Origin of the sequence: Pseudoroseomonas ludipueritiae (genome assembly GCF_014490445.1) — a bacterium.
Classification (GTDB): Bacteria; Pseudomonadota; Alphaproteobacteria; order Acetobacterales; family Acetobacteraceae; genus Pseudoroseomonas; species Pseudoroseomonas ludipueritiae.
Window position 1 is genome coordinate 18146 of record NZ_JACTUZ010000029.1, and the last position, 19245, is coordinate 37390.

At 68.7% G+C, this 19245-nt stretch carries 18 protein-coding genes; 12 read left to right on the top strand and 6 right to left on the bottom strand.

The window, feature by feature from the left end:
- The first annotated feature begins 47 nt into the window (after positions 1-47).
- The 6 genes from IBL25_RS09365 (at position 48) to IBL25_RS27270 (ending at position 5853) form a co-directional block, all read left to right on the top strand.
- A complete protein-coding gene (locus tag IBL25_RS09365) occupies positions 48-1541 on the top strand; it encodes an ABC transporter substrate-binding protein (RefSeq protein ID WP_238940305.1) in 1494 nt (497 codons plus the stop codon).
- A complete protein-coding gene (locus tag IBL25_RS09370; RefSeq protein WP_187778283.1) occupies positions 1541-2473 on the top strand; it encodes an ABC transporter permease in 933 nt (310 codons plus the stop codon). The genes IBL25_RS09365 and IBL25_RS09370 overlap by 1 nt, the downstream gene beginning before the upstream one ends.
- On the top strand, positions 2470-3252 hold the full coding sequence (locus IBL25_RS09375) for an ABC transporter permease (protein WP_187778284.1): 783 nt from the start codon (positions 2470-2472) through the stop codon (positions 3250-3252). The genes IBL25_RS09370 and IBL25_RS09375 overlap by 4 nt, the downstream gene beginning before the upstream one ends.
- Positions 3249-4646, top strand: a complete 1398-nt coding sequence (locus tag IBL25_RS09380) for an ABC transporter ATP-binding protein (protein ID WP_187778285.1) — start codon at positions 3249-3251, stop codon at positions 4644-4646. Before IBL25_RS09375 ends, IBL25_RS09380 begins: the two co-directional genes overlap by 4 nt.
- Positions 4647-4987: 341 nt before the next feature.
- The gene (locus tag IBL25_RS09385) at positions 4988-5443 is read left to right on the top strand and encodes a septal ring lytic transglycosylase RlpA family protein (protein WP_238940306.1); all 456 of its coding nucleotides are present in this window, start codon (positions 4988-4990) and stop codon (positions 5441-5443) included.
- Between the two features lie 281 nt (positions 5444-5724).
- Positions 5725-5853 carry a hypothetical protein gene (locus IBL25_RS27270; RefSeq protein WP_275295969.1) on the top strand — a complete coding sequence of 43 codons (129 nt, stop codon included), beginning with the start codon at positions 5725-5727 and terminating at the stop codon, positions 5851-5853.
- 371 nt (positions 5854-6224) lie between these two features.
- Here the strand turns inward: IBL25_RS27270 and IBL25_RS09395 are convergent, their stop codons facing one another.
- The 4 genes from IBL25_RS09395 to IBL25_RS09410 form a co-directional block, all read right to left on the bottom strand.
- Positions 6225-7025, bottom strand: a complete 801-nt coding sequence (locus IBL25_RS09395; RefSeq protein ID WP_187778286.1) for a hypothetical protein — start codon at positions 7023-7025, stop codon at positions 6225-6227.
- A gap of 27 nt (positions 7026-7052) precedes the next feature.
- On the bottom strand, positions 7053-7466 hold the full coding sequence (locus IBL25_RS09400; protein ID WP_187778287.1) for a DUF350 domain-containing protein: 414 nt from the start codon (positions 7464-7466) through the stop codon (positions 7053-7055).
- Positions 7467-7496: 30 nt separating this feature from the next.
- A complete protein-coding gene (locus IBL25_RS09405; protein ID WP_187778288.1) occupies positions 7497-9161 on the bottom strand; it encodes a DUF2491 family protein in 1665 nt (554 codons plus the stop codon).
- Positions 9162-9252: 91 nt separating this feature from the next.
- Positions 9253-9471, bottom strand: coding sequence for a hypothetical protein (locus IBL25_RS09410; RefSeq protein WP_187778289.1), 219 nt, complete (start codon positions 9469-9471; stop codon positions 9253-9255).
- Between the two features lie 297 nt (positions 9472-9768).
- Here IBL25_RS09410 and IBL25_RS09415 point away from each other — a divergent pair, with 297 nt between their 5' ends.
- Positions 9769-10857: a glycosyltransferase gene (locus IBL25_RS09415; protein ID WP_238940307.1), complete on the top strand. Its 1089-nt coding sequence runs from the start codon at positions 9769-9771 to the stop codon at positions 10855-10857.
- Between the two features lie 77 nt (positions 10858-10934).
- Here IBL25_RS09415 and asnB read toward each other — a convergent pair whose 3' ends face one another.
- On the bottom strand, positions 10935-12893 hold the full coding sequence (asnB, locus tag IBL25_RS09420) for an asparagine synthase (glutamine-hydrolyzing) (RefSeq protein ID WP_187778291.1): 1959 nt from the start codon (positions 12891-12893) through the stop codon (positions 10935-10937).
- A gap of 411 nt (positions 12894-13304) precedes the next feature.
- On the opposite strand from asnB, the gene IBL25_RS09425 reads away from it, so the two are divergent.
- Positions 13305-13940 (top strand): PEP-CTERM sorting domain-containing protein, encoded by a 636-nt coding sequence (locus IBL25_RS09425; protein WP_187778292.1) that lies wholly within the window; start codon positions 13305-13307, stop codon positions 13938-13940.
- 135 nt (positions 13941-14075) lie between these two features.
- On the top strand, positions 14076-14969 hold the full coding sequence (locus IBL25_RS09430; RefSeq protein WP_187778293.1) for a type 1 glutamine amidotransferase: 894 nt from the start codon (positions 14076-14078) through the stop codon (positions 14967-14969).
- A gap of 13 nt (positions 14970-14982) precedes the next feature.
- Here the strand turns inward: IBL25_RS09430 and IBL25_RS09435 are convergent, their stop codons facing one another.
- Positions 14983-15987: a GGDEF domain-containing protein gene (locus IBL25_RS09435; RefSeq protein ID WP_187778294.1), complete on the bottom strand. Its 1005-nt coding sequence runs from the start codon at positions 15985-15987 to the stop codon at positions 14983-14985.
- Positions 15988-16300: 313 nt separating this feature from the next.
- On the opposite strand from IBL25_RS09435, the gene IBL25_RS09440 reads away from it, so the two are divergent.
- From IBL25_RS09440 to IBL25_RS09450, 3 genes are all read left to right on the top strand, one after another.
- Positions 16301-17092, top strand: coding sequence for an SDR family NAD(P)-dependent oxidoreductase (locus tag IBL25_RS09440; protein ID WP_187778295.1), 792 nt, complete (start codon positions 16301-16303; stop codon positions 17090-17092).
- Positions 17093-17105: 13 nt separating this feature from the next.
- Positions 17106-17999 carry a polysaccharide deacetylase family protein gene (locus IBL25_RS09445; RefSeq protein ID WP_187778296.1) on the top strand — a complete coding sequence of 298 codons (894 nt, stop codon included), beginning with the start codon at positions 17106-17108 and terminating at the stop codon, positions 17997-17999.
- 111 nt (positions 18000-18110) lie between these two features.
- Positions 18111-19245, top strand: a 1135-nt coding sequence (locus IBL25_RS09450; RefSeq protein ID WP_238940309.1) for a YVTN family beta-propeller repeat protein, incomplete at its 3' end; no start/stop codon positions are given.

Consider the following 19245-nt stretch of genomic DNA (forward strand, 5'->3'; position numbering starts at 1 on the left):
GCATGACAGCCGTTCCGCTCGCCCGCCGATCCCTTCTCGGCTCTGCCATGAGCCTTCCGCTGCTGGCCCGCCCCGGCCTCGCGCAGCCGAGCACAAACATCTTCCGCGTTGTCACCTCGCAGGAAATCAACGGGCTGGACCCTGCCCGTTCCGGCTATGTGTTCACGCGCATGCAGGTGGTGGAAACACTGCTGGGCGCCGACGACGGCGGCCTGCCGGTGCCGCAGCTCGCCCGCGCCTGGACCTTGTCGGAAGACCGCCTGACCTGGCGCTTTTCCTTGCGGCAGGGGGGCCGCTTCCACGACGGCATGCCGGTCACCGCCGAGGCGGTGGTGGCCTGCCTGGGACGGGCGCGGGAGCAGGCCGGGCTGTTGGGCAACCTGCCGCTCGCCAGCATCGCGGCCGAATCCGGGGCGGTGCTGATCCGCACCAGCCGCCCCTTCACGCCGCTGCTGGCTTTCCTGGCGCATTACAGCACGGGCATCCTCGCCCCCGCGGCCTTCGAGGGGCAGGCGGTCCGCGCCATTATCGGCAGCGGGCCGTATAAGCTGTCCCGCCTGCTGGCGCCGCAGCGGCTGGAAGCCGAGCGGAGCGAGCACTGGGTCGGCCCGGCCCCGGCCATTGCCCGCCTGTCCTACCTGGCGGCCGGACGCGGCGAAACGCGCGCCGCCATGGCGGAAGGCGGCCAGGCCGAGCTGGTCGCGCAGCTGGCGCCAGAAACGGTGGAGCGGCTGCGCCGGAACCCGCGCCTCGCCATCGATATCCGCGCCATCCCGCGCACCCGGCTGATCAAGCTGAACTGCAACCTGCCGTTGTTCCGCGACCTCCGCGCCCGTCGCGCCCTCAGCCTGGCGCTGGACCGGCAGGGCATGGCGACGGCGCTGCTGCGCTCCCCCGCCTCGGCCGCCACACAGATCTTTCCGCCTGCCATGGCGGAGTGGCATGTCCCGGAACTGCCGCCGCTGCGGCGACATGTGGCGGAAGCCCGCCGCCTGCTGGCCGAACTCGGCTGGCAACCAGGCGCCGAGGGCATCCTGCAGCGCGACGGCCAGCCTTTCTCCTTCACTCTCCGCACCTTCTCCGACCGCCCGGAACTGCCTGGCCTGGCCACCGCCATGCAGGCCCAGCTGCGGGAGGCCGGCATCGACATGAGGGTCGCCATCGTCAACAGCGGCGAGATCCCGGCCGGCCATCGCGACGGCACGCTGGAAGCGGCGCTGATGGCGCGCAACTTCTCCCTGGTGCCGGACCCGCTCGGCACCCTGCTGCAGGATTACGGGCCGAACGGCGGCGACTGGGGCGCCATGGGCTGGTCCAGTGCCGCGTTGCAGGACGTGCTCGACAAGTTGGGCACCACCTCCGATCCGGCGGAGCGTGCGGCGCTGCGGGGCCGCGCCTCCACCATTCTGCACGAGGAACTGCCCGTCATTCCCGTGAGCTGGTTCGACCTGGCCACCGCTGTCTCGAAGCGCGTCGCCGGCCTGACAGTGGACCCGCTGGAACTCTCCTTCCGCGTCGCGAGTGCCCAGTGGGCGGGCTGATGCGGGCGCTCGGCACCCGTGCCACCCAGGCCGTGCTGGTGGCGCTGCTGGTCGGCACAGCCTGCTTCCTGATGGTGCGGTTGCTGCCGGGCGACATGGCCTACCGCATCGCCGCCAGCCGCTACGGCTACGACCTGGTGGACGGCGCGGCGGCTGAGGCGGTGCGGCAGGAGCTCGGGTTGGACCGGCCCTGGTTCGCGCAGCTCGGTGCCTGGTTCGCGGACCTGCTGCGCCTGGACCTCGGCGTGTCGCTGGCCTCGGGCGAGCCGGTGGCGGAGGCGCTGGCCATCCAGCTCGGCCACACGCTGCTGCTTTCGGCCACGGCGCTGGTCTTCTCGCTGCTGATCGGGCCACCGCTGGGCGCGCTCGCCGGGCTGCGCGGCGGCGGCTGGCTGGATGGTGCCCTGCTCGCGGCCTCCGCCGCGCTGCGCGCCGTACCGGCCTTTGTGCTGGGTACCGGGCTGATGCTGTGGCTGGGCGTGGAATGGGATTGGCTGCCGGTGGCCGGCGTCGGCGGCTGGCGGGAAGTCATTCTGCCCGCGCTGACCCTGGCCCTCGGCCTGGCCGCCGCATCGTCCCGTGTGGCGCGGGACGCGGTGGCCGCCGTGGTCGCCTCGCCCTTCTTCGGCTTCGCGCGCATGAAGGGGCTGGGCGATGCTGCCGCCTTCCGCCGCCACGGCATCCGCAACGCCGCCATTCCCGTGGTGGCCTATCTGGGCCTGCAGCTCGTGGTGCTGATCGAGGGCGTCGTGGTGGTGGAATCCCTCTTCGCCTGGCCCGGCATCGGGCACGCGCTGGTGCATGCCGTGCTGGGCCGCGACATCCCCATGGTGCAGGGCACGGCGCTGGTGATGGGCCTGCTCTTCGTCACCCTCAACGCTCTGACCGACCTGTTCTGCTGGCTTCTGGACCCGAGGCGCCGCACCGCATGACACCATCCCGCAAACGCCTGCTGGGCGGCGCCATGCTGGCGGCCGTGGCAGGCCTCGCGCTGCTCGGGCCGCTGCACGGCGCGGACCCGCTGCGGCAGAACCTGCCGGACGCACTGCTGCCGCCCGGCGGCGCCTATCCGCTTGGCACGGACCACCTGGGGCGCGACATGCTGGCGCGGCTATCCGCCGGCGCGCGCTTGTCCTTCGGCCTCGCGCTGCTGGCGGCGCTGCTGTCTGCCATGGCCGGCACGCTGCTCGGCCTGCTGGCGGCGCTGCGCGGCGGCTGGGCGGAGCGGCTGCTGCTCGGCCTGGCGGATGCGGTGCAGGCCCTGCCGGCGCTGCTGCTGGTGGTGCTGGTCACCGCCTTCGCGCCCGGCGAGTTCCTGCCGCTCTATCTCGGCATCGCCCTGGCGCTCTGGGTGGAGTTCTTCCGCATCAGCCGCAACACCGCGGCCGGCGTGCTGGCGAGGCCGCAGGTGGAAGCGGCACGGCTGCTGGGCTTCGGCACCGGCCATATCCTGCGCCGCCACCTGTGGCCGGAGGTCGCGCCGCTGGTCGCCACCCTCTTTGCCTTTGCCGCCGGCACGGCGGTGACCACCGTGGCCGCGCTGGCCTTCGTGGGCGTCGGCGCCCGCCCGCCCGTGCCGGAATGGGGCAGCATGATGACCGAACTGCTGCCCTACTACGCCGACGCGCCCCTGGCGCTGCTGCTGCCGGCCTTCTTGATCTTCCTGACCGTGCTCGGCCTGCATCTGCTGGCGGGGCGGGAGCGCGCATGAGCCTCGTCGTCGAGAACCTCCGCATCACCGGCCCTGAGGGTGTGCTGGTGCACGGCGCCAGCTTCACCCTGCGGCCCGGGGAACCGCTGGTCCTGCTGGGCGAGACCGGCTCCGGCAAGTCGCTGCTGGCGCAGGCCGTCATGGGCAGCCTGCCGCCCGGGCTGCATGCCGAAGGGCGTGCGGTGCTGGATGGGCGGGACATCCTGCCGCTGCCGCCGCGGGATCGCCGCGCGCTCTGGGGCCGGCGCATCGCCATGCTGCCGCAGGAACCCTGGGCCGCACTGGACCCCACCATGCGCGCCGCCGCGCAGGTGGAGGAGGTGGACCAGCTGGTGCACCGCCGCGGCAAGCAGGACGCGCGGCGGCACACGGCGGCACGGCTGGCACGCCTCGGCCTGGATGGCGCTGGCCACCGCTACCCGTTCCAGCTTTCGGGCGGCATGAACCAGCGCGTGGCGCTGGCGGCCACCGAGGCCGCCGGCGCCGCGCTGCTGATTGCCGACGAGCCGACCAAGGGCCTGGACGCCGAACTGCGCGACACCGCCGGGGCTTTGCTGCGGGCGGAGGCGGAAGCCGGGCGCATGCTGCTGGTCATCACACATGACGTGGCGCTGGCCCGGCTGCTGGGAGGCCAGGCCATGGTGATGCTGTCAGGCCAGGTGGTGGAAGCCGGCCGCCTGCCCGCGCTGCTGGACGCACCCAAGCATGACTACACCCAACTCCTGATCGCCGCCGAGCCGGCGCGCTGGCAGGCATGGCCGCGCCGGCAGCCGGGCCGCACGGTGGTGGAAGCGCGGGGCCTGCGGAAATCCCTGGGCGGGCGCGAGTTGCTGGACGGCCTCGATCTGGACATCGAAGAAGGCGAGGTGGTGGCGGTCGCGGGGCGCAGCGGCTGCGGCAAGACCACGCTCGGCAATCTGCTGATGGGTCTGGCCCGGGTGGACCAGGGCAAGGTGCGGCGCGGCGCCTGGATCGCGCCCTTTGGCTTGCAGAAGCTCTACCAGGACCCGCTGGCCGCCTTCGCGCCGCATCAAAAGCTGGGGCAAGGACTGGCGGAACTGCAGCACCGGCACGGGCTGGCCGAGGACTCCGCGCGGCGGCTATTGCCAAGGCTGCGGCTTAACCCGGCCCTGCTGGCCCGCAAACCAGCCGAGGTTTCGGGCGGCGAGCTGCAGCGGTTTGGCTTGCTCCGCGCATTGTTGCTGAGCCCGGCGATGTTGTTCGCCGACGAGGCGACCTCACGTCTGGATCCACTGACCCAGCAGGACGTCATGATGCTGCTCGGCGCATGCGTGCAGGAGGCAAATATGGCGCTCCTGGTGGTCACCCATGAGGCTGCACTGGCGGAAAAGGTCGCGAGCCGCGTGATCCCTCTCGGGACAGCGGCGGCGTGAACACTGCCTCATGTCCGCTTCTCCGCGCTTAGGCTTTGAAAGCCGCCGTGCCGTATCGGCCAGACTAGGCTACCGCAGCAGGATAGCTTTTGCATGCCGTCTGCCACGCTGGACAGGCCGGCGCCGGCCTCCAACTGCGTGCTCCAGAAGCCCTTGCTTCTCGCTGGCTGCGGCCTGCCTCGCTGCAACGGCCAGGGCAGGCCGCAGTTACTTCCCTGGCAGCCTCCCGACGGCTGCACCTGGCCATGCCGCCAGCCTGCGCTGACGGCCTTGCGGCAACCTGTGCGGTTCGGGCCCTGTGCCCCGCCTGCCGCCATCCTGCCACTGGAGGAGACCGCCACATGCGCCATGCGATGATCACCGCCGTGTGCCTGATGCTCGGTATAAGTGCCGTCGCCGCTCCAACCCTTGCGAAGGAGCCCCGCCACAGTCCGGCTGTCCGAGCGCAGCAGCAGGGGCACAGTCAGCATCTCCGCCCCCAGCGCGGCCGGGCCTCCTTCTACAGCAACCGCTTCCACGGCCGCCGCATGGCCAATGGCCAGCGCTTCAACCGCCACTCCAACGCGGCTGCCAGCCGAACCCTGCCACTCGGCACCCGCGCCAGGGTGAAGAACCTGGAGAATGGCCGCACCGCAATGGTGGTGATCCAGGACCGGGGTCCCCGCACCCGCAGCCGGGTGCTCGATGTCAGCCCCCGTACAGCGACGCAGCTGGGCATCCGTGAGCAAGGCACGGCCTTGGTCGAGATCGTGCCACTGGCGGTGCCGCGCGGCGGCCGTGGGTCAGGCGCCGGGTAAGTCGGCTGCTCTCTGCCCTCCCCTGCCCTGCACAGTCTGCCCACCCGGTGATCCACAGATCTGTCCCCGCAGTCTGGGGGCAAGTTCCTGGTGGGCTCATTAGGTAGGGCGCGGCTCAGCGCAGCGCCAGGTCATCCAGATAGGCGTCGAGCGGATAGAAGTGGCCGGCCACCGCCTGTAGCTCACAGTTGGCATGTGCTTGGTAGCGAGGTGGCACTCATTGGACAGTTTGGCGGTCAGGAAAAGCGCCTGCGGCTGGTGCAAGGATCGCTGGGGATCTCATGGCAGATCACGCCGCGCGTGCTTACAGCCGCAATGGCGGCGGCCAGGAGGCGAAGAGCGCCTCTTCGACCATGATGACGATGCGCAAGATCGATGCCGCGGCGATTGAGGCAGCCCAGCGTGGGTGACCATGCGCCAGTTTCGCATCCTGCCGGAGCAACCGCGCTCACGGCCGGAAGGTAGGGCCTTCGAGTCGTTGGCTCAGATGGTTTGATCGCACCATCTGAGCATCTCCGCTCATTATCGTCTTCAGGCACAGACGCAGTTCTTCAACAGGGCGACTTCCAGCACCGCGCCCGGCAGGAAGAGCAATGCGGCCAGCTCAAGGGCTGGACTCGGCGAGCACCGGTTTCGGGCCGGAACAAGGCCATGCCGCAATCGGACTTCCTGGTCGGCACTTAGCAGGGCCGCTGGCGAAGAACATTCAGACCCAATCGAGGGGCACCGTCCACTTGTGGACCGCTAGCATGAGAGGGCTCGGACTGGGCCATCAGGCGGCCTAGCCAGCGCCGGATAGGCGCCGTTGCGTGCCCTGCTTCTGGCGAATGGCCGCCAACCGGTCGGTGAGGCTGGATGGTGCCGGTAGGCGGCCCGCAGCCGCGTCCAAAGCGGCAGCGATGTTTGGATCGTCCTTCTCTGGCTGTGTGGGAGTCAGAAGTTTGGCCTTGGCATTGGCGGCCTCAGCCTGGGCCAAGTCCCTGGCGGCAGCATCCCGCATAGACTTCAGTGCCACGCTCAGGCCGCTGGTGGCGCCAGTGAGGCCCGCAGCCTGGCGCGCAGCCTCAGCACGGCGTTCCGCGGTTTGCCGCTGCGCATCCGCACGCGTCATATCCCGCTGCGCACGTGACAGCTCTGAGCGTGCGGATTTCAGCTTGTTGCCGGCCTGCTCGTATGTTTGCTGCAGCATGTTCAGGAAGTCCTGTGCGTCTGCCGCGTCCTGCTTTTCTCGCTCCACCTCGGGAGCCATTTCTTCCAGCATCGTGAGAAGCGTGCCAAGCGAGCGTTCCAACTCGCTCTTCTGGGCGGGATCTGTCGCTGCCTCCGCGCGGCCCTGGAGTTGCTCGGCGGCGGCGAGGCGCTGTTGTGACAAAGCCTGAATGGTATCGGCTTCACGCTTCTCGCGCTCATAAGCCTGGCGCGCTTCAGCAACCTGCAGGCCAAGTTGGTCCAGGTGCTGCTCCATGGTCCGCAGCTCCGCCTCCGTAGCGGATTTGGGATCCCAGCGGACAATAGCCTCCACGGCATTGTTGACGGCTTGATCGGTCTTCACGCCAACGAGGTTCCGGATAAAGGCAAGCATGACAGTCTCCCGTTCCAATTGTTCTGACTAGCCGGCCATGGCACCGGCGTTGAGCAAGGCCACCGCGAGTTGCACGCCCACCAGCAACCAGGCAGCGGCGAGATTGCCGGCCTCGATCATGTCGCGCAGGCCCCGGATCAGCAGCGTGGCGACCACAAAGGTCACCAGTTGCAGAACCAGCGCCACCAGGCCCCAGATGAGGATATCGAGCGAGAAGCGGCTTGTGGCCAATGTGGCTGCCAGGGGAATGGCAAGCGCCACCATGCTGCCCGCCAGCACAATGCCGCCGGCGGCATTGCCCGCGCGAACCAGCCGCATCTCATGAAAAGGCGTGATGGCCATGTATACCGCCACACCCACGATCAGCAGCGCCAAGGTCAATGCGAACTGCGCCACGAGGACGGGCAGGCCTTCCTGCAGGGTGCCGAGGATCACGTCCATGGTTGTCGTTTCATCCTTCGCTGCGGCGGTTCAGGCCAGTGACAAGGAGGCTGGGTTGATGTCCAGCCCGGCGCGGATCTCGATCCAGGCCTGCCCGCCATCCTCGATGGCGGAGACCAGGATGTATTCCGTTTGAGGAGCGGGCATGGCCAGGCCCGTGGGTGCGGCATAGAGCATGCTCTGGCTGGTGATGGCCCGGCGGCCAGAGGCTGACTCAACCTGTTCAACCAGTTGCCGCGGCTGCATACGGGACTGGCCGGGCGACCAAGCCCGGGCATAAAGCTTGCCGTCCTTGGTCTGGAACTCTGGCCAGCCGATCATGCCCTCTCGTGGGTCCAGCCAGGCGCCCCACTCGGCCTCATCGGCCGGCGTGACCTCATCGAGCAACGCGAAGTACCGGCATTCGTCCGGCTCGTTGTTGTCGCCGAGGTGCAGTTGCAGCATGGCTCTGTCACCTGGCAGGTACAGGCGCACCAGCCCACCGGGCGCGTCACCGCCGATGCGGCCAACCTCCTCCACGCTGATCGTCTCGCCTGTACCCGGAGGGCTGGACAGATGCGTGGATCCCGCTGCTAGCAGGAATGGTGTGGGGTCCAGCGTCAGCGTCATCCCAACGCGGAAACGCGACGGCTCGTAGCCTCCGCCGGAAGTCTTGTGGCGCAGCATGTTGGCCGCGCTGGCCAAAGTGCCACCCGGTCCCATTTCGCCGGCTCCGCCAGGCCGGCTCACCGCGGCGCGTCGGCCATTGCGCCGGCGCCAGGCCAGGACCGCCAGCATACCGCCTCCCAGGACCACCACGCCGGCCACCGAGGCGGGAATGCCCTGACCGCCCTGCTCGACCGGGACCACGCTGGGTGTCCGCCGGTCAGGCAGGTCGGCACCCTCGGCTCCGGTCGCAACCTCCACGGGCACGTCAGGCGGCAGGTAATCGGGGTCGCGTGGCTGATCGCCCTTCTCCGCGATCCGCCGGTCAAGGTCCTCCAGCTGAGCACGTACCTCGGGATCGTTCTGGGCCCGGCGCTCGGCTTCCTGCCGCCACTCCTGATAGCCCGGGTCACCCTGGTGGTTCCGGAAGAAGTCAGAATGGCCTGGGCGATTGAGGGTGCTGAACAGAAACCAAAGGAAGGCCGCGTCCCAGACACCGAAGGAGCGCGGACCTCTCAGCACGGTGCTTGGAACGGACCAGCCGCGGTCACGGTACCAGCCGCCGTAATTGGTGCCCGGAGCCGTGCGATACCCTCCAGCGTAGCCCCCACCAGGGAAGCCGGAACCGCCGCGAGGATCCCTGTAAGGCGATGGGGCCGGGATGGGGGCCGGGCGAGCCGCGCGTTCGGCCGCGGCCTGGTTCTCCCGCATCCTGCGCAGAGCATCGGCGGCCTGGCTCCGGTTATAGCTGCGATCCCCGGCTGAGGCCCCGCCACTGTAAGGCGTGGTCCTGCTGCCGGAACGTGGCAGCGCATAGCCGCCGGAAGAGGGGGTACGTGGCCGGGCATAACTGCCGGAGCTACCGGCCGACGGCGTGCGGAAGGAACCGCCAGGGCGCGAGTAGCCACCACTGGAGCGGGGCCGCGCCTCTGCGGGCGTGCTGAAGCTCGCCACGCCAGCCGATAAAGCCCCGGCCGACAAGGCCAGCGTCATCGGCAGTGACGGACCGATGGCGCTCCCCGGCCCTTGCAGCAGCAGCAGGCTCAGCAAGCCCACCGGCAGACGTGTGCTCATCCCGATAGGTCTCCTAGCCATTCATGGGCTGCTCCATGCCGCTGCCCGCTTTGCCGGCTGTTCAAAGTTAGTCTTCCGGCGGAATGGCCTTCTTCACATCCTCCTCTATGCCGGAGATGGCATGGCGCATGGCCGCCATGAGACGGGCTGCCTCCAGCGCACTCAGGACCAGGAAAGGAGCGTCCCTTTCTTCCTTCATCTCAATAACAACAAATCCATCACGGTTGGCGAAAGCTCTCAGTTCCCCGTGAAAAGGGTCGTCATGCGGGTGCACAATCTCAGCCATGGCAGCCTCCTGGCAGCCAAACGCCCGGGGGCTGGCCATAGTTTTCCTGCCCAACCATGGCTTGCGGCCTGTTTGACAGTCTATGAAAGCACGATAACTCATGCTTATCGTACTCTTGCCACGTTAAAGCTCGAATGCCGCTTTTGGCTAGAAGAATGGCCTCAGCCACAGCACATCCCCCATGCCGTCTTCACCCAGACGTGCTAAGCCCTGGCCATGCTGCGAGTCGCGACGCTGTCCACCCTGTTCCCCAACCGAGAACAGCCAAATTTTGGCGTCTTCGTAGAAGGCCAGACCTTGCGTCTAGCCGCTTGCGAGGATGTGGAACTGCGCGTGGTGAACCCGGTCGCCATGCCGCTCTTTCCGCTCAACCTGCTGGACCGCTATCGCCAGTTGCGTGACCTGCCCGAGGAGGAGGCCTGGAAAGGCGTCCCCGTTAGCCGGCCGCGCCTGCGAGTGCTGCCGGGGCTCAGCGGCCCCTTCAACCCTTCCCTGCTCGTGCAGGCAGCGCGGCCGGTGCTGCAGCGATGGCGGGAGGAGGGCTTCGCCTTCGATGTGATCGACGCCCAGTTCTTCTATCCGGATGGCCCCGCGGCGGCGCAGCTGGCGGCTGAATTCGGCGTGCCTTACTCCATCAAGGCCAGAGGGGCGGATATCCACTACTGGGGCCGCGTGCCCGGCTGCCGGCCGCAGATCCTGCGGGCCGCCGCCCAGGCCAAGGGCATGCTTGCCGTGGCGCAGTCGCTGCGGCGGGATATGGTCGCCATGGGCATGGATCCGGCGCGGATCGCCGTCCACTACACCGGTGTGGACCTGGAGCGTTTCCGGCCACATGACCGTGCTGCAGCCAAGGCAAAGCTCGGCATTCAGGGGCCGTTGATCATCAGCCTGGGCGCGCTGATCCCGCGCAAGGGGCATGACATCGTCATCAGGGCCCTGAGGGAGATCGAGGGCGCGACGCTGATGGTGGCGGGCGAAGGGCCGGAGGAAACGCGGCTGGCTGCCCTGGCGCGGAAGATGGGGCTGGAGGAGCGGGTGCGGTTGCTCGGGGGTGTGCCGCACAAGGAGCTGCCGGCGCTGCTCTCGGCCGCCGATGTCATGGCCCTGGCCTCGGAAAGCGAAGGGCTCGCCAATGCCTGGATCGAGGCCATGGCCTGCGGCACGCCGGTGGTGACGCCAGAGGTGGACGGCGCGGCGGAGGCGGTGGACCGCCCTGCTGCCGGGCGCCTGCTGCGGGAACGCACCCCTGCCGCCTTTGCCGCCGCCATCCGCGCCATCCTGGCCGAGCCGCCCCCGCCCGAGGCGGTGCGTGCCAGCGCCGAACGCTTCGCCTGGGAGCGCAACACGCAGCAACTGCGCCAGCACCTGACGGCACTGGTGCGTTAAAGCAGCAAGCCTGGCGTCCTGTCGGGGCGCGCCATGTCACCGGCCGGGTGAGATGCCCGGCCGGGATGCGCCCCGGCTCAGGCAGCCACAAGAGGGGAGCGCGCGGCCTCCACCGATTGCATCGCCTCGTGCCAGGCCTGGAACATCAGGATATTCCAGATCACCCGGTTCCAGCCGCGGCCATGCTGGGTGAAGCCCTCCCACAACCGGCGGCAGGCGGCGACATTCAGCAAGCCATGGCGGCCCAGCGCCTCGGGGCTCATCAGGGCTTCCGCCCAGTCGCGCAACTCGTTCTGCAGCCAGACTTCCACCGGGGCGCCGAAGCCCATCTTGGGCCGGTCCACCAACGCCTGCGGCACATGGCGGTAGAGCAGCGAGCGCAGCGGCAGCTTGCCGACCCCGTCGCGGCACTTGGCGTCCGTCGGGAAGCGCCAGGATAGCTCGATCACGCGGTAGTCCAGCAGCGGGCAGCGCACCTCCAGCGAGGTGGACATGCTGGCGCGGTCCACCTTGGCCAGGATGTCGTCGACCAGATAGGAGGCCGTGTCGATGAAGGTCATGCGGTCGATGGCGGAGGAGCGGCCGAGGTTGAAGGTGCCATCGGTCAGTGGCCGGCTCGCATCGCCACCCCCGGCCAGCAGGGCGCCGGGGTCGAGCGATTGCGACACCAGCATCTCGTGCACCCGGTCCGGGTCACCATGGTCGAGCAGGCTGCCGAGCAGCAGGAAGCGGCGCTCCATGCGCGTGCCGCTGACCCGCCCGACAGGCCCGGCGAGGCTGTTCACCAGCGTGCTGGCCAGGCTGCGCCCGAAGCCCGGCAGCTTGGCGCGGTGCGACAGCCAGCGGTCAATGGCCGCATAGCGCGCATAGCCGGCAAAAAGCTCATCGCCCCCATCGCCGGAAAGCGCCACCGTCACGCTCCTGCGCGCCATGCGGCAGAGGAGCGTGGTGGGGATCATGGAATCATCGGCGAAGGGCTCGTCGAGGATGCCGGGCAGGTCCTTCACCACGCCGATCAGATCGGCCGGGGTGACATAGAGTTCCTCATGCTGCGTGCCGAGATGGCTGGCGACGCTCTGGGCGTGCTCGGCCTCGTTCCATTCCTTCACGGCGAAGCCAATGGAAAAGCTGCGCACCTGACTGGCGGAGCCGGCCGCCATGACCGCCGTGACCAGCGAGGAATCGATGCCGCCGGACAGGAAGGCCCCCACCGGCACATCGGCCACCATGCGGCGCGCCACGGCATCGCGCAGCACCGCATCGAGTTCTTCCTCCGTCGCGGTCTGGCCGCTGGCCTGCGCATCCAGCCCGGCCAGGGCCACCTGCCGCAGGTCCCAGTAGGGCCGCGGCCGCGGCATCTGCCGCCGGCGCACCGCCTGGCGGTCCAGCCGCAGCAACGCGCCGCCCGGCAGCTTGAAGGTGGAGGCGAAGATGGTCCGCTCGCCCGGCACGTAGCCCAGCTGCAGGAACTCGTTCAGCGCCTCGGGCGAAATGCCGAAGTCGAACTGCGGGAAAGGCCAGAGCGCCTTGAGCTCCGAGCCGAAGACAAAGGCATCGCCAGCCCAGCCATAGTAAAGCGGCTTCTTGCCGATGCGGTCGCGGGCCAGGGTCAGCACCTGCTCCTCGCGGTCCCAGACCGCGAAGGCGAACATGCCATTGGCGCGGCGGATGGCCTCCTCCACGCCCCAGCAGGCGATGGCCTCGGCCATGACCTCGGTGTCCGAATGGCCGCGCCAGGCAAGCGGCCCGCGCACGGCTTCGACCTCGGCCCGGATATCGGCGAAGTTGTAGACCTCGCCATTCATCATGACGATGTAGCGCCCATCGGCCGAGGGCATCGGCTGGTGTCCGGCGGGCGAGAGGTCGATGATCGAGAGGCGGCGGAAGCCAAAGGCTATGCCGGCCGGGTCCGTCCAGCTGCCGCCGTCATCGGGCCCGCGATGCACCAGCCGGTCCCGCATCCGGACGACGAGGTCATGCGCCTGCCGCCCATCGGCCAGGCCGTCGGGAGTGAAGAAGCCAACAATCCCGCACATATAAGCATGCTCCTCTGCCAGACAGAACTGCCACAAGGCACCACAGAGATCCCTGTGACCTTCAATTCATCACGCTATGGCAGGCTTCTATAGTGCCATGTCATGTCACGGCCCGGGCCGGGCAGGCAACGAGATTGCAGCATAACAAAGACGTTATTTCTACTACCTCATTCTTAATGAACGCCACAACATTTTTACATGAAATCTGCCATTCCAGCGCAACCATGATGACAGCATAACAAAAACTTTACAGTTCAGCTTCCGCTATCTGTCGGAATTTTTGACAGGCACGTTTGCATGGAAATCCAACAAGTTGAAATCCAAGCATTTTTTCTGCGGCACGGTGTTTGCTCCCTGGGGGCGAGGCTTCCCATCCGGGCAGCCTGGCACTTCCAGACAAAGGACGTCGAAATGCGGAACTTCAAGTCGCTGGTTCTCGGAACGGCTCTTGCGATCGCCACCAGCGCCTCGGCCATGGCAGCCCCCATCACCGGCAGCTTCGACATCACCGGCCTCTTCCAGGCCGAGAACAGCGCCGGCGTGAATGTCGCTTTCACTCAGGCCTCCGCCATCGACTTCTGCGCCAGCCCGACTGGCCCCTGCGCGACCGATGCCGGTGCCGGCACCGGTACCGGCACCTTCCAGGTCAACAATGCCTCCACCGACAACACCTTCGGTATCACCGATGGCCAGGTGGGCGTGGTGAAGGACTTCAGCTTCAGCCCCTTCAGCACCGTCAACGACTTCCTGAAGATCGGCGACCTGACCTTCGACCTGCAGCAGATCGAGAATTCCTCCTTCAGCGCCGGCAATTTCCAGTTCCTGGTGCTGACCGGCACCGGCATGTTCAGCCGCGAAGGCTATGACGACACCGCCGGCACCTTCAGCTTCACCGGCCAGACCAACGGCATCGACACCAGCGGCACCTTCACCTTCAGCGGCGCCGCCGCCGCCGTGCCGGTGCCCGAGCCCGCCTCGCTGGCGCTGTTCAGCGCCGGCCTGCTGGGCCTGGGCCTGGCGCGCCGCAACCGCCGCAAGGCGGCCTGACGGGCAGCCTGTCAGCTTCCCTGACAGCGGGAGCAGCCTTCGGGCTGCTCCCGCCACAGGCGGCTTTTCCGCCGCACCCTTTCGCCCACTGGATTCAGGACCACCTTCCTGGCCTGCTGCTGGTCAGGAGCCTTGATGTCCCATCCCTTCCGTTTCCTGGTGGCCGAGAGCGAGGCACCGGAAAGCCGTGACCTGCGCCGCGAGAGCGTCGGCCGCAGTTCCGGCGAAACCTATGTCCATACCCTGCGGCAACTCGCCCCCGGCGCCCTTTGCGACCAATTGAAGCCCGCCGAGGAAGACGGGCCGGAACAACAGCCCGAGGGCCTGCGCCAGTACGACGCCGTCTTCCTCTGCGGCTCGCCCATGCATGTCTATGAGGACAGCCCCAAGGTGCGCCGGCTGCTGCGCTTCATGCGGGCCGTCTTCGCTTCCGGCACGCCCGCCTTCGGCTCCTGCGCTGGGCTTCAGGTCGCGGTGGCCGCGGCGGGGGGCAAGGTGCGCCCCCGGCGCCATGGGCAGGAGGCCGGATTCGCGCGGCGCATCGTCCCCACGGCGGCCGGCGCGCGGCACCCGCTGCTGGCCGGCCGCCCCGCCAGCTTCGACGCCATCGCCATTCATTCCGACGAGGTGGAGGAACTGCCGTCAGGCGCGACCCTGCTGGCCGGCAACAGCGACACGCAGGTCCAGGCGGCGGAGATCCGCTGTGGCGGCGGCCTCTTCTGGGGCGTGCAGTACCATCCGGAACTGGCGCTGGACGAAGTCGGGCCAGCCCTGCGGCGGCAAGCGGGCTCGCTGGTGGAAAACGGCCTGGCGCTGGACGAGGTGGCGGTGGAAGCCTTCGCCACCCGGGTGGATGCCCTGGCCCATGATCCGACACGGCGCGACCTCGCCTGGCAACTGGGCCTGGACGCCCAGGTCACGGACGCGCGCCTGCGGCAGTTGGAGCTGCGCAACTTCATCCGCCACCTGGCCGAGCCCCGAAGGGCGGCGCGCTGCCGGGCGGCTGCCGGCATGCCCTCGCCGGCCTGAGGCCGCCACAGCCTCAGGCGGATTGATAGGCGCGGTGCAGCACCTGATTCTTGCCGCTCATCTTCGCGCCATACATCAGGGCATCGGCGGCGCCGACGGCCTTGTCCACGCTGGGCGGCGCGACATGGAAGGAAGCGGCGCCCACCGAGGCGGTGACGGCCCAGTTCCTCGCCACCATGCCCGCCGCCAGCGCATCCCGGATCCGCTCCGCCATGGCCGGGGCCTCCGCCGGGTCGCTGTTCAGCACCACGGCGAATTCATCGCCGCCCAGGCGCGCGGCGACATCCTGGTCCGAAATCACGCCATTCAGGATGGAGGCGACCTCCCGCAGCACGGCATCCCCGGCGGCATGACCTTCGCGGTCATTCACCGCCTTGAAGCCGTCGAGGTCGAGATACAGCAGGGTGAAGCCCGTGCCGCCCTGCTGCTGCAACGTGATGGCCGCGTCCACGGCATCGAAGAGGGCGGAGCGATTGGCGAGGCCAGTCAGCGCATCCACGAGCGCCAGGCGGCGAACCTGCGCCATCACCCGCCGCAACTCCAGCGTGGTCATCACGGTATCGGCCAGCCGCGCCAGGATCTGCCGCTGGTTCTCGGTGAACTGCCGCGGCTCGCGGTCCAGGACGCAGAGCGTGCCCAGGGCGGCGCCATCCCGGTTCACCAGCGGCGCGCCGGCATAGAAGCGGATATCCGGCTCGCCCAGAACCAGGGGATTATCGGCGAAGCGCGAATCGACGCGCGTATCCGGCACCACCGTCACCTCGCCCGGCTCCAGGATGGCCCAGGCGCAGAAGGACTGCTCACGTGGCACTTCCACCACCGGCAGCCCCTTGCGGGCCTTGAACCACTGCCGTTCGGCGTCGGTGAGGGAGACAAAGGAGATCGGGCTGTCGGTGAGCTGCGCGGCAAGCTCGGCGATGTTGTCGAAGGTGGTTTCGCAGGCCGTGTCCAGGATCTCGTAGGACCGCAGGGCCGCGAGGCGTTCTGCCTCGGTGACAGGAAGGGGAGCAGAGGGCACGGAACAGGCTCCAGCATTCTGACAACAGCATAGGAACTGGGGTTTCGCCGCCATTTTTCGAGATATGCAAATCGGGAATCAACCAGGGGTTTGGTAGGCTTTTGCAAGGCACCGGTTGGCCTGCCGGATGGGCGCGGCTTCCCGTCGCGTTGTTCACCGCAAGCCTCTGGACCTATAGAGCGGCAAGGCATCACGGACCGCCGCCTTGCCCCGGCCGTTCCGCTCCCCCTTCCGCTGTCGGCGGAGCGGCATGGCGGGCGCGCCGCATCGGGGCCGGAGGCCGCCGCGGCAGTTATGGAGCGAGGGGATCGCGATGGATTACGCGCAGGACATGGCGGGCAAGCGGGTGGTGATCACCGGCGCCTGCGGCATCATCGGCGGCTGGCTGGCCGAGACCTTCGGCGAGGCCGGCGCCCAGCTCTGCCTGACCGATGCGCGCGCCGAGCCGCTGGAGGCGCTGACCTCCGCCCCCTGGTTCACCGAGGGCAGCTTCGTCCAGGCCGCCGATATCCGCGATGCCGATGCCATCGAGGCGCTGGCGGCCGAGGTGGGCCGCCGCTGGGGCGCGGCCGATGTGCTGGTGAACAATGCCGGCGTCTATCCCAGCGGCTTCCTGCTGGATGTCGATGCCGCCGAATGGGACCGCGTCTTCGACATCAACCTGCGCGCCCCCTTCCTGCTCAGCCGCGCCTTCGCCAAGCTGATGATCGCCCAGGGCGTGAAGGGCAACATCATCAACATCTCCTCCGGCGCCGCCTGGAAGATGCGCCGCACCGTCTGCCCCTACAGCACCTCCAAGACCGCGCTGGACCGCCTGACCAAGGGCTTCGCGCTGGAGCTGGCGGAATACGGCATCCGCGCCAATGCGCTGGAGCCAGGATTCGCTCCTGGCAGCGTGGTCAGCCTGCTGCCCCAGGAGCACGTGGACAGCATCGGCGGCGGCAACCCCAGTGGCCGCACCACCTCCAAGCAGGATGTGGGGAATGCGGCGCTGTTCCTGGCCAGCTCGGCGGCGGCCTATATCACCGGCGCCTCCCTGCCGGTCGATGGCGGCGGCTCGATCGGCTCGCTGGCCGTCTACCAGGACAAGAAGCACGCGCTGTAAGGAGGCCCGCCCCATGGTGCAGCCCTGGCCCCGCTACCAATGGCCCGACGGCAAGCAGGCCGCCTTCTGCTTCACCGTCGATGTGGACGCGACCGCGCCCTATCTCTGGGTGCAGCGGGCGCCGGGGGCGGCCCGCACCCTGGGGCAGCTCGAACAGCGGCATTTCGGCCAGCGCCTCGGCGTCTGGCGGATCATGGAGCTGATCGAGCGCTTCGGCATCAAGGGCTCCTTCTTCGTTCCCGGCGCCATCGCCGAGGAACACCCGAACCTGCTGCCGGCCATCCTGGAGCGCGGCCACGAGGTCGGCCTCCATGGCTGGTTCCATGAGTTGGTGGCCGAGAGTTCGGATGCCGAGTTCACCGCGGCGCTGGAAGCCTCGGTGGAGCTGTTCCGCCGCCAGACCGGCGCGGCGCCAAAGGGCTTCCGCTCCCCCGCCTGGGAGATGACGCCGCATATGGTGCGGGAGGTCCGCCGCCTCGGCCTCTGGGACAGTTCCCTGATGGGGGCCGACCACCCCTATGAGATCGAGGGGCTAGTGGAGGTGCCAGTGCAATGGGCCATCGACGACGCCATCCTCTACAAATACAGCGGCCTGCCCGGCGACCGCACCCCCGCCACCCCTGGTGTCGTGCTGGAAAGCTGGCGCGAGGAATGGGAAGGACAGCACCAGTATGGCGGCATGCTGATGCTGACGGTGCATGACTGGATCTCCGGCCGGGTGCAGCGGCTGCGGATGCTGGAGAAGCTGCTGGCGCAGGTCACCGGCACCCCCGGTGCCTGGACCGCCACGGTGGGCGAGGTGGCGGCCTGGCACGCCTCATCCCCCAATGCCGGGCGCTTCCTGGCCGAGGCCACCATCCCCGATCCGGTGGAGCCACGCCGCTTTGGCCAGGGCCGAGCGGGTTAAGCTCCGGAAACATCATACGAAGTTTCTGGCCTGCCCCAGGCCGAAGCTGCTACAGGCGCGGAGCGCAGTTTCTGCCTCCCGCGCCTCCCAACGCCCGAAAGCGCCTCCCCCATGCGGCTTCCTCGCGGTTTCGTCCTGCCCCTCCTGCTCGCCACGCTGGCGCCAAGCCTGGCCCTGGGACAGACCGCCCCCGCAGCCATGCCGGCCCCGGACGCGCCCGCCGGCCCGGCGGCCACCGAGCCCGCACCCGCGCCGAACGGCCTGGTCTATGTGCTGAATTCGGGCGAGGCCAATATCCTGGTGCTGGATGCCGCGACGCGGGAGGAGGTGCGCCGCATCCCCGTGCTGCGTGAGGTGCACCACCTGGCCCTGACACCGGATGGCAGCACGCTGATGATCGGCGATTCCGGTGCCAACGAGATGCTCTTCCTCAATCCCGCCACGGGCGAGATGGTGAAGCGGGAGCCGCTCTCGAACCCCTATCACCTCGGTTTCAGCCCGGATGGCAAGCACCTGGTCATCACCAGCCTGCGCCGCGACCAGGTGGATATCTACGGCTGGGACGGCCAAGCGCTCACGCTGCAGGCGCGGCTGCGCATGCCGGACATGCCCAGCCACATCGCCTTCAGCCCGGACAGCAAGCTGGCCTATGTCACCCTGCAGGGCAACAACCTGCTGACGGCCATCGACCTGCAAACACAAGAGCCCGTCTGGAAGCTCGATGTCGGCCCTCAGCCGGCGGGCGTGACCTGGCACGAGGGCAAGCTGCTGGTGGGCATCATGGGCCGCGACTACGTGGCCGTGGTGAATCCCGAGAGCCGGCAGGTGGAGCGCCGCATCAAGGTCGGCCGCGGCGCCCATGCCATCTTCCCGGCGCCCCCGAAGGAGGGCAGGCCGGGGCTGCTCTATGTCACCAGCCGGGTGGACAGCCGCATCACCGTGCTGGACCCCGCCACGCTGGAGACCATCAAGGTGCTGGACGTGCCGGGCGGGCCGGATTGCGTGTCCTTCGACCTGCAGGGCCGGCTCTGGGTGACGCAGCGCTGGATCGGCCGCGTCGCGATGGTGGACCCTGAGACCGGCACGCTGGAAAACCAGCCGGTCGGCCGTTCCCCGCATGGCGTGCTGTTCCAGCCCGTCGCCACACCGGTGCCGGTGGCCGCCAGCGCCCCCGCCACCAGCCCCGCGCCCATCGGCGGCGTCAGCCTGGTAGCCCCTGCGGCGGCCGCCGAGGCGCCCGCCGCCG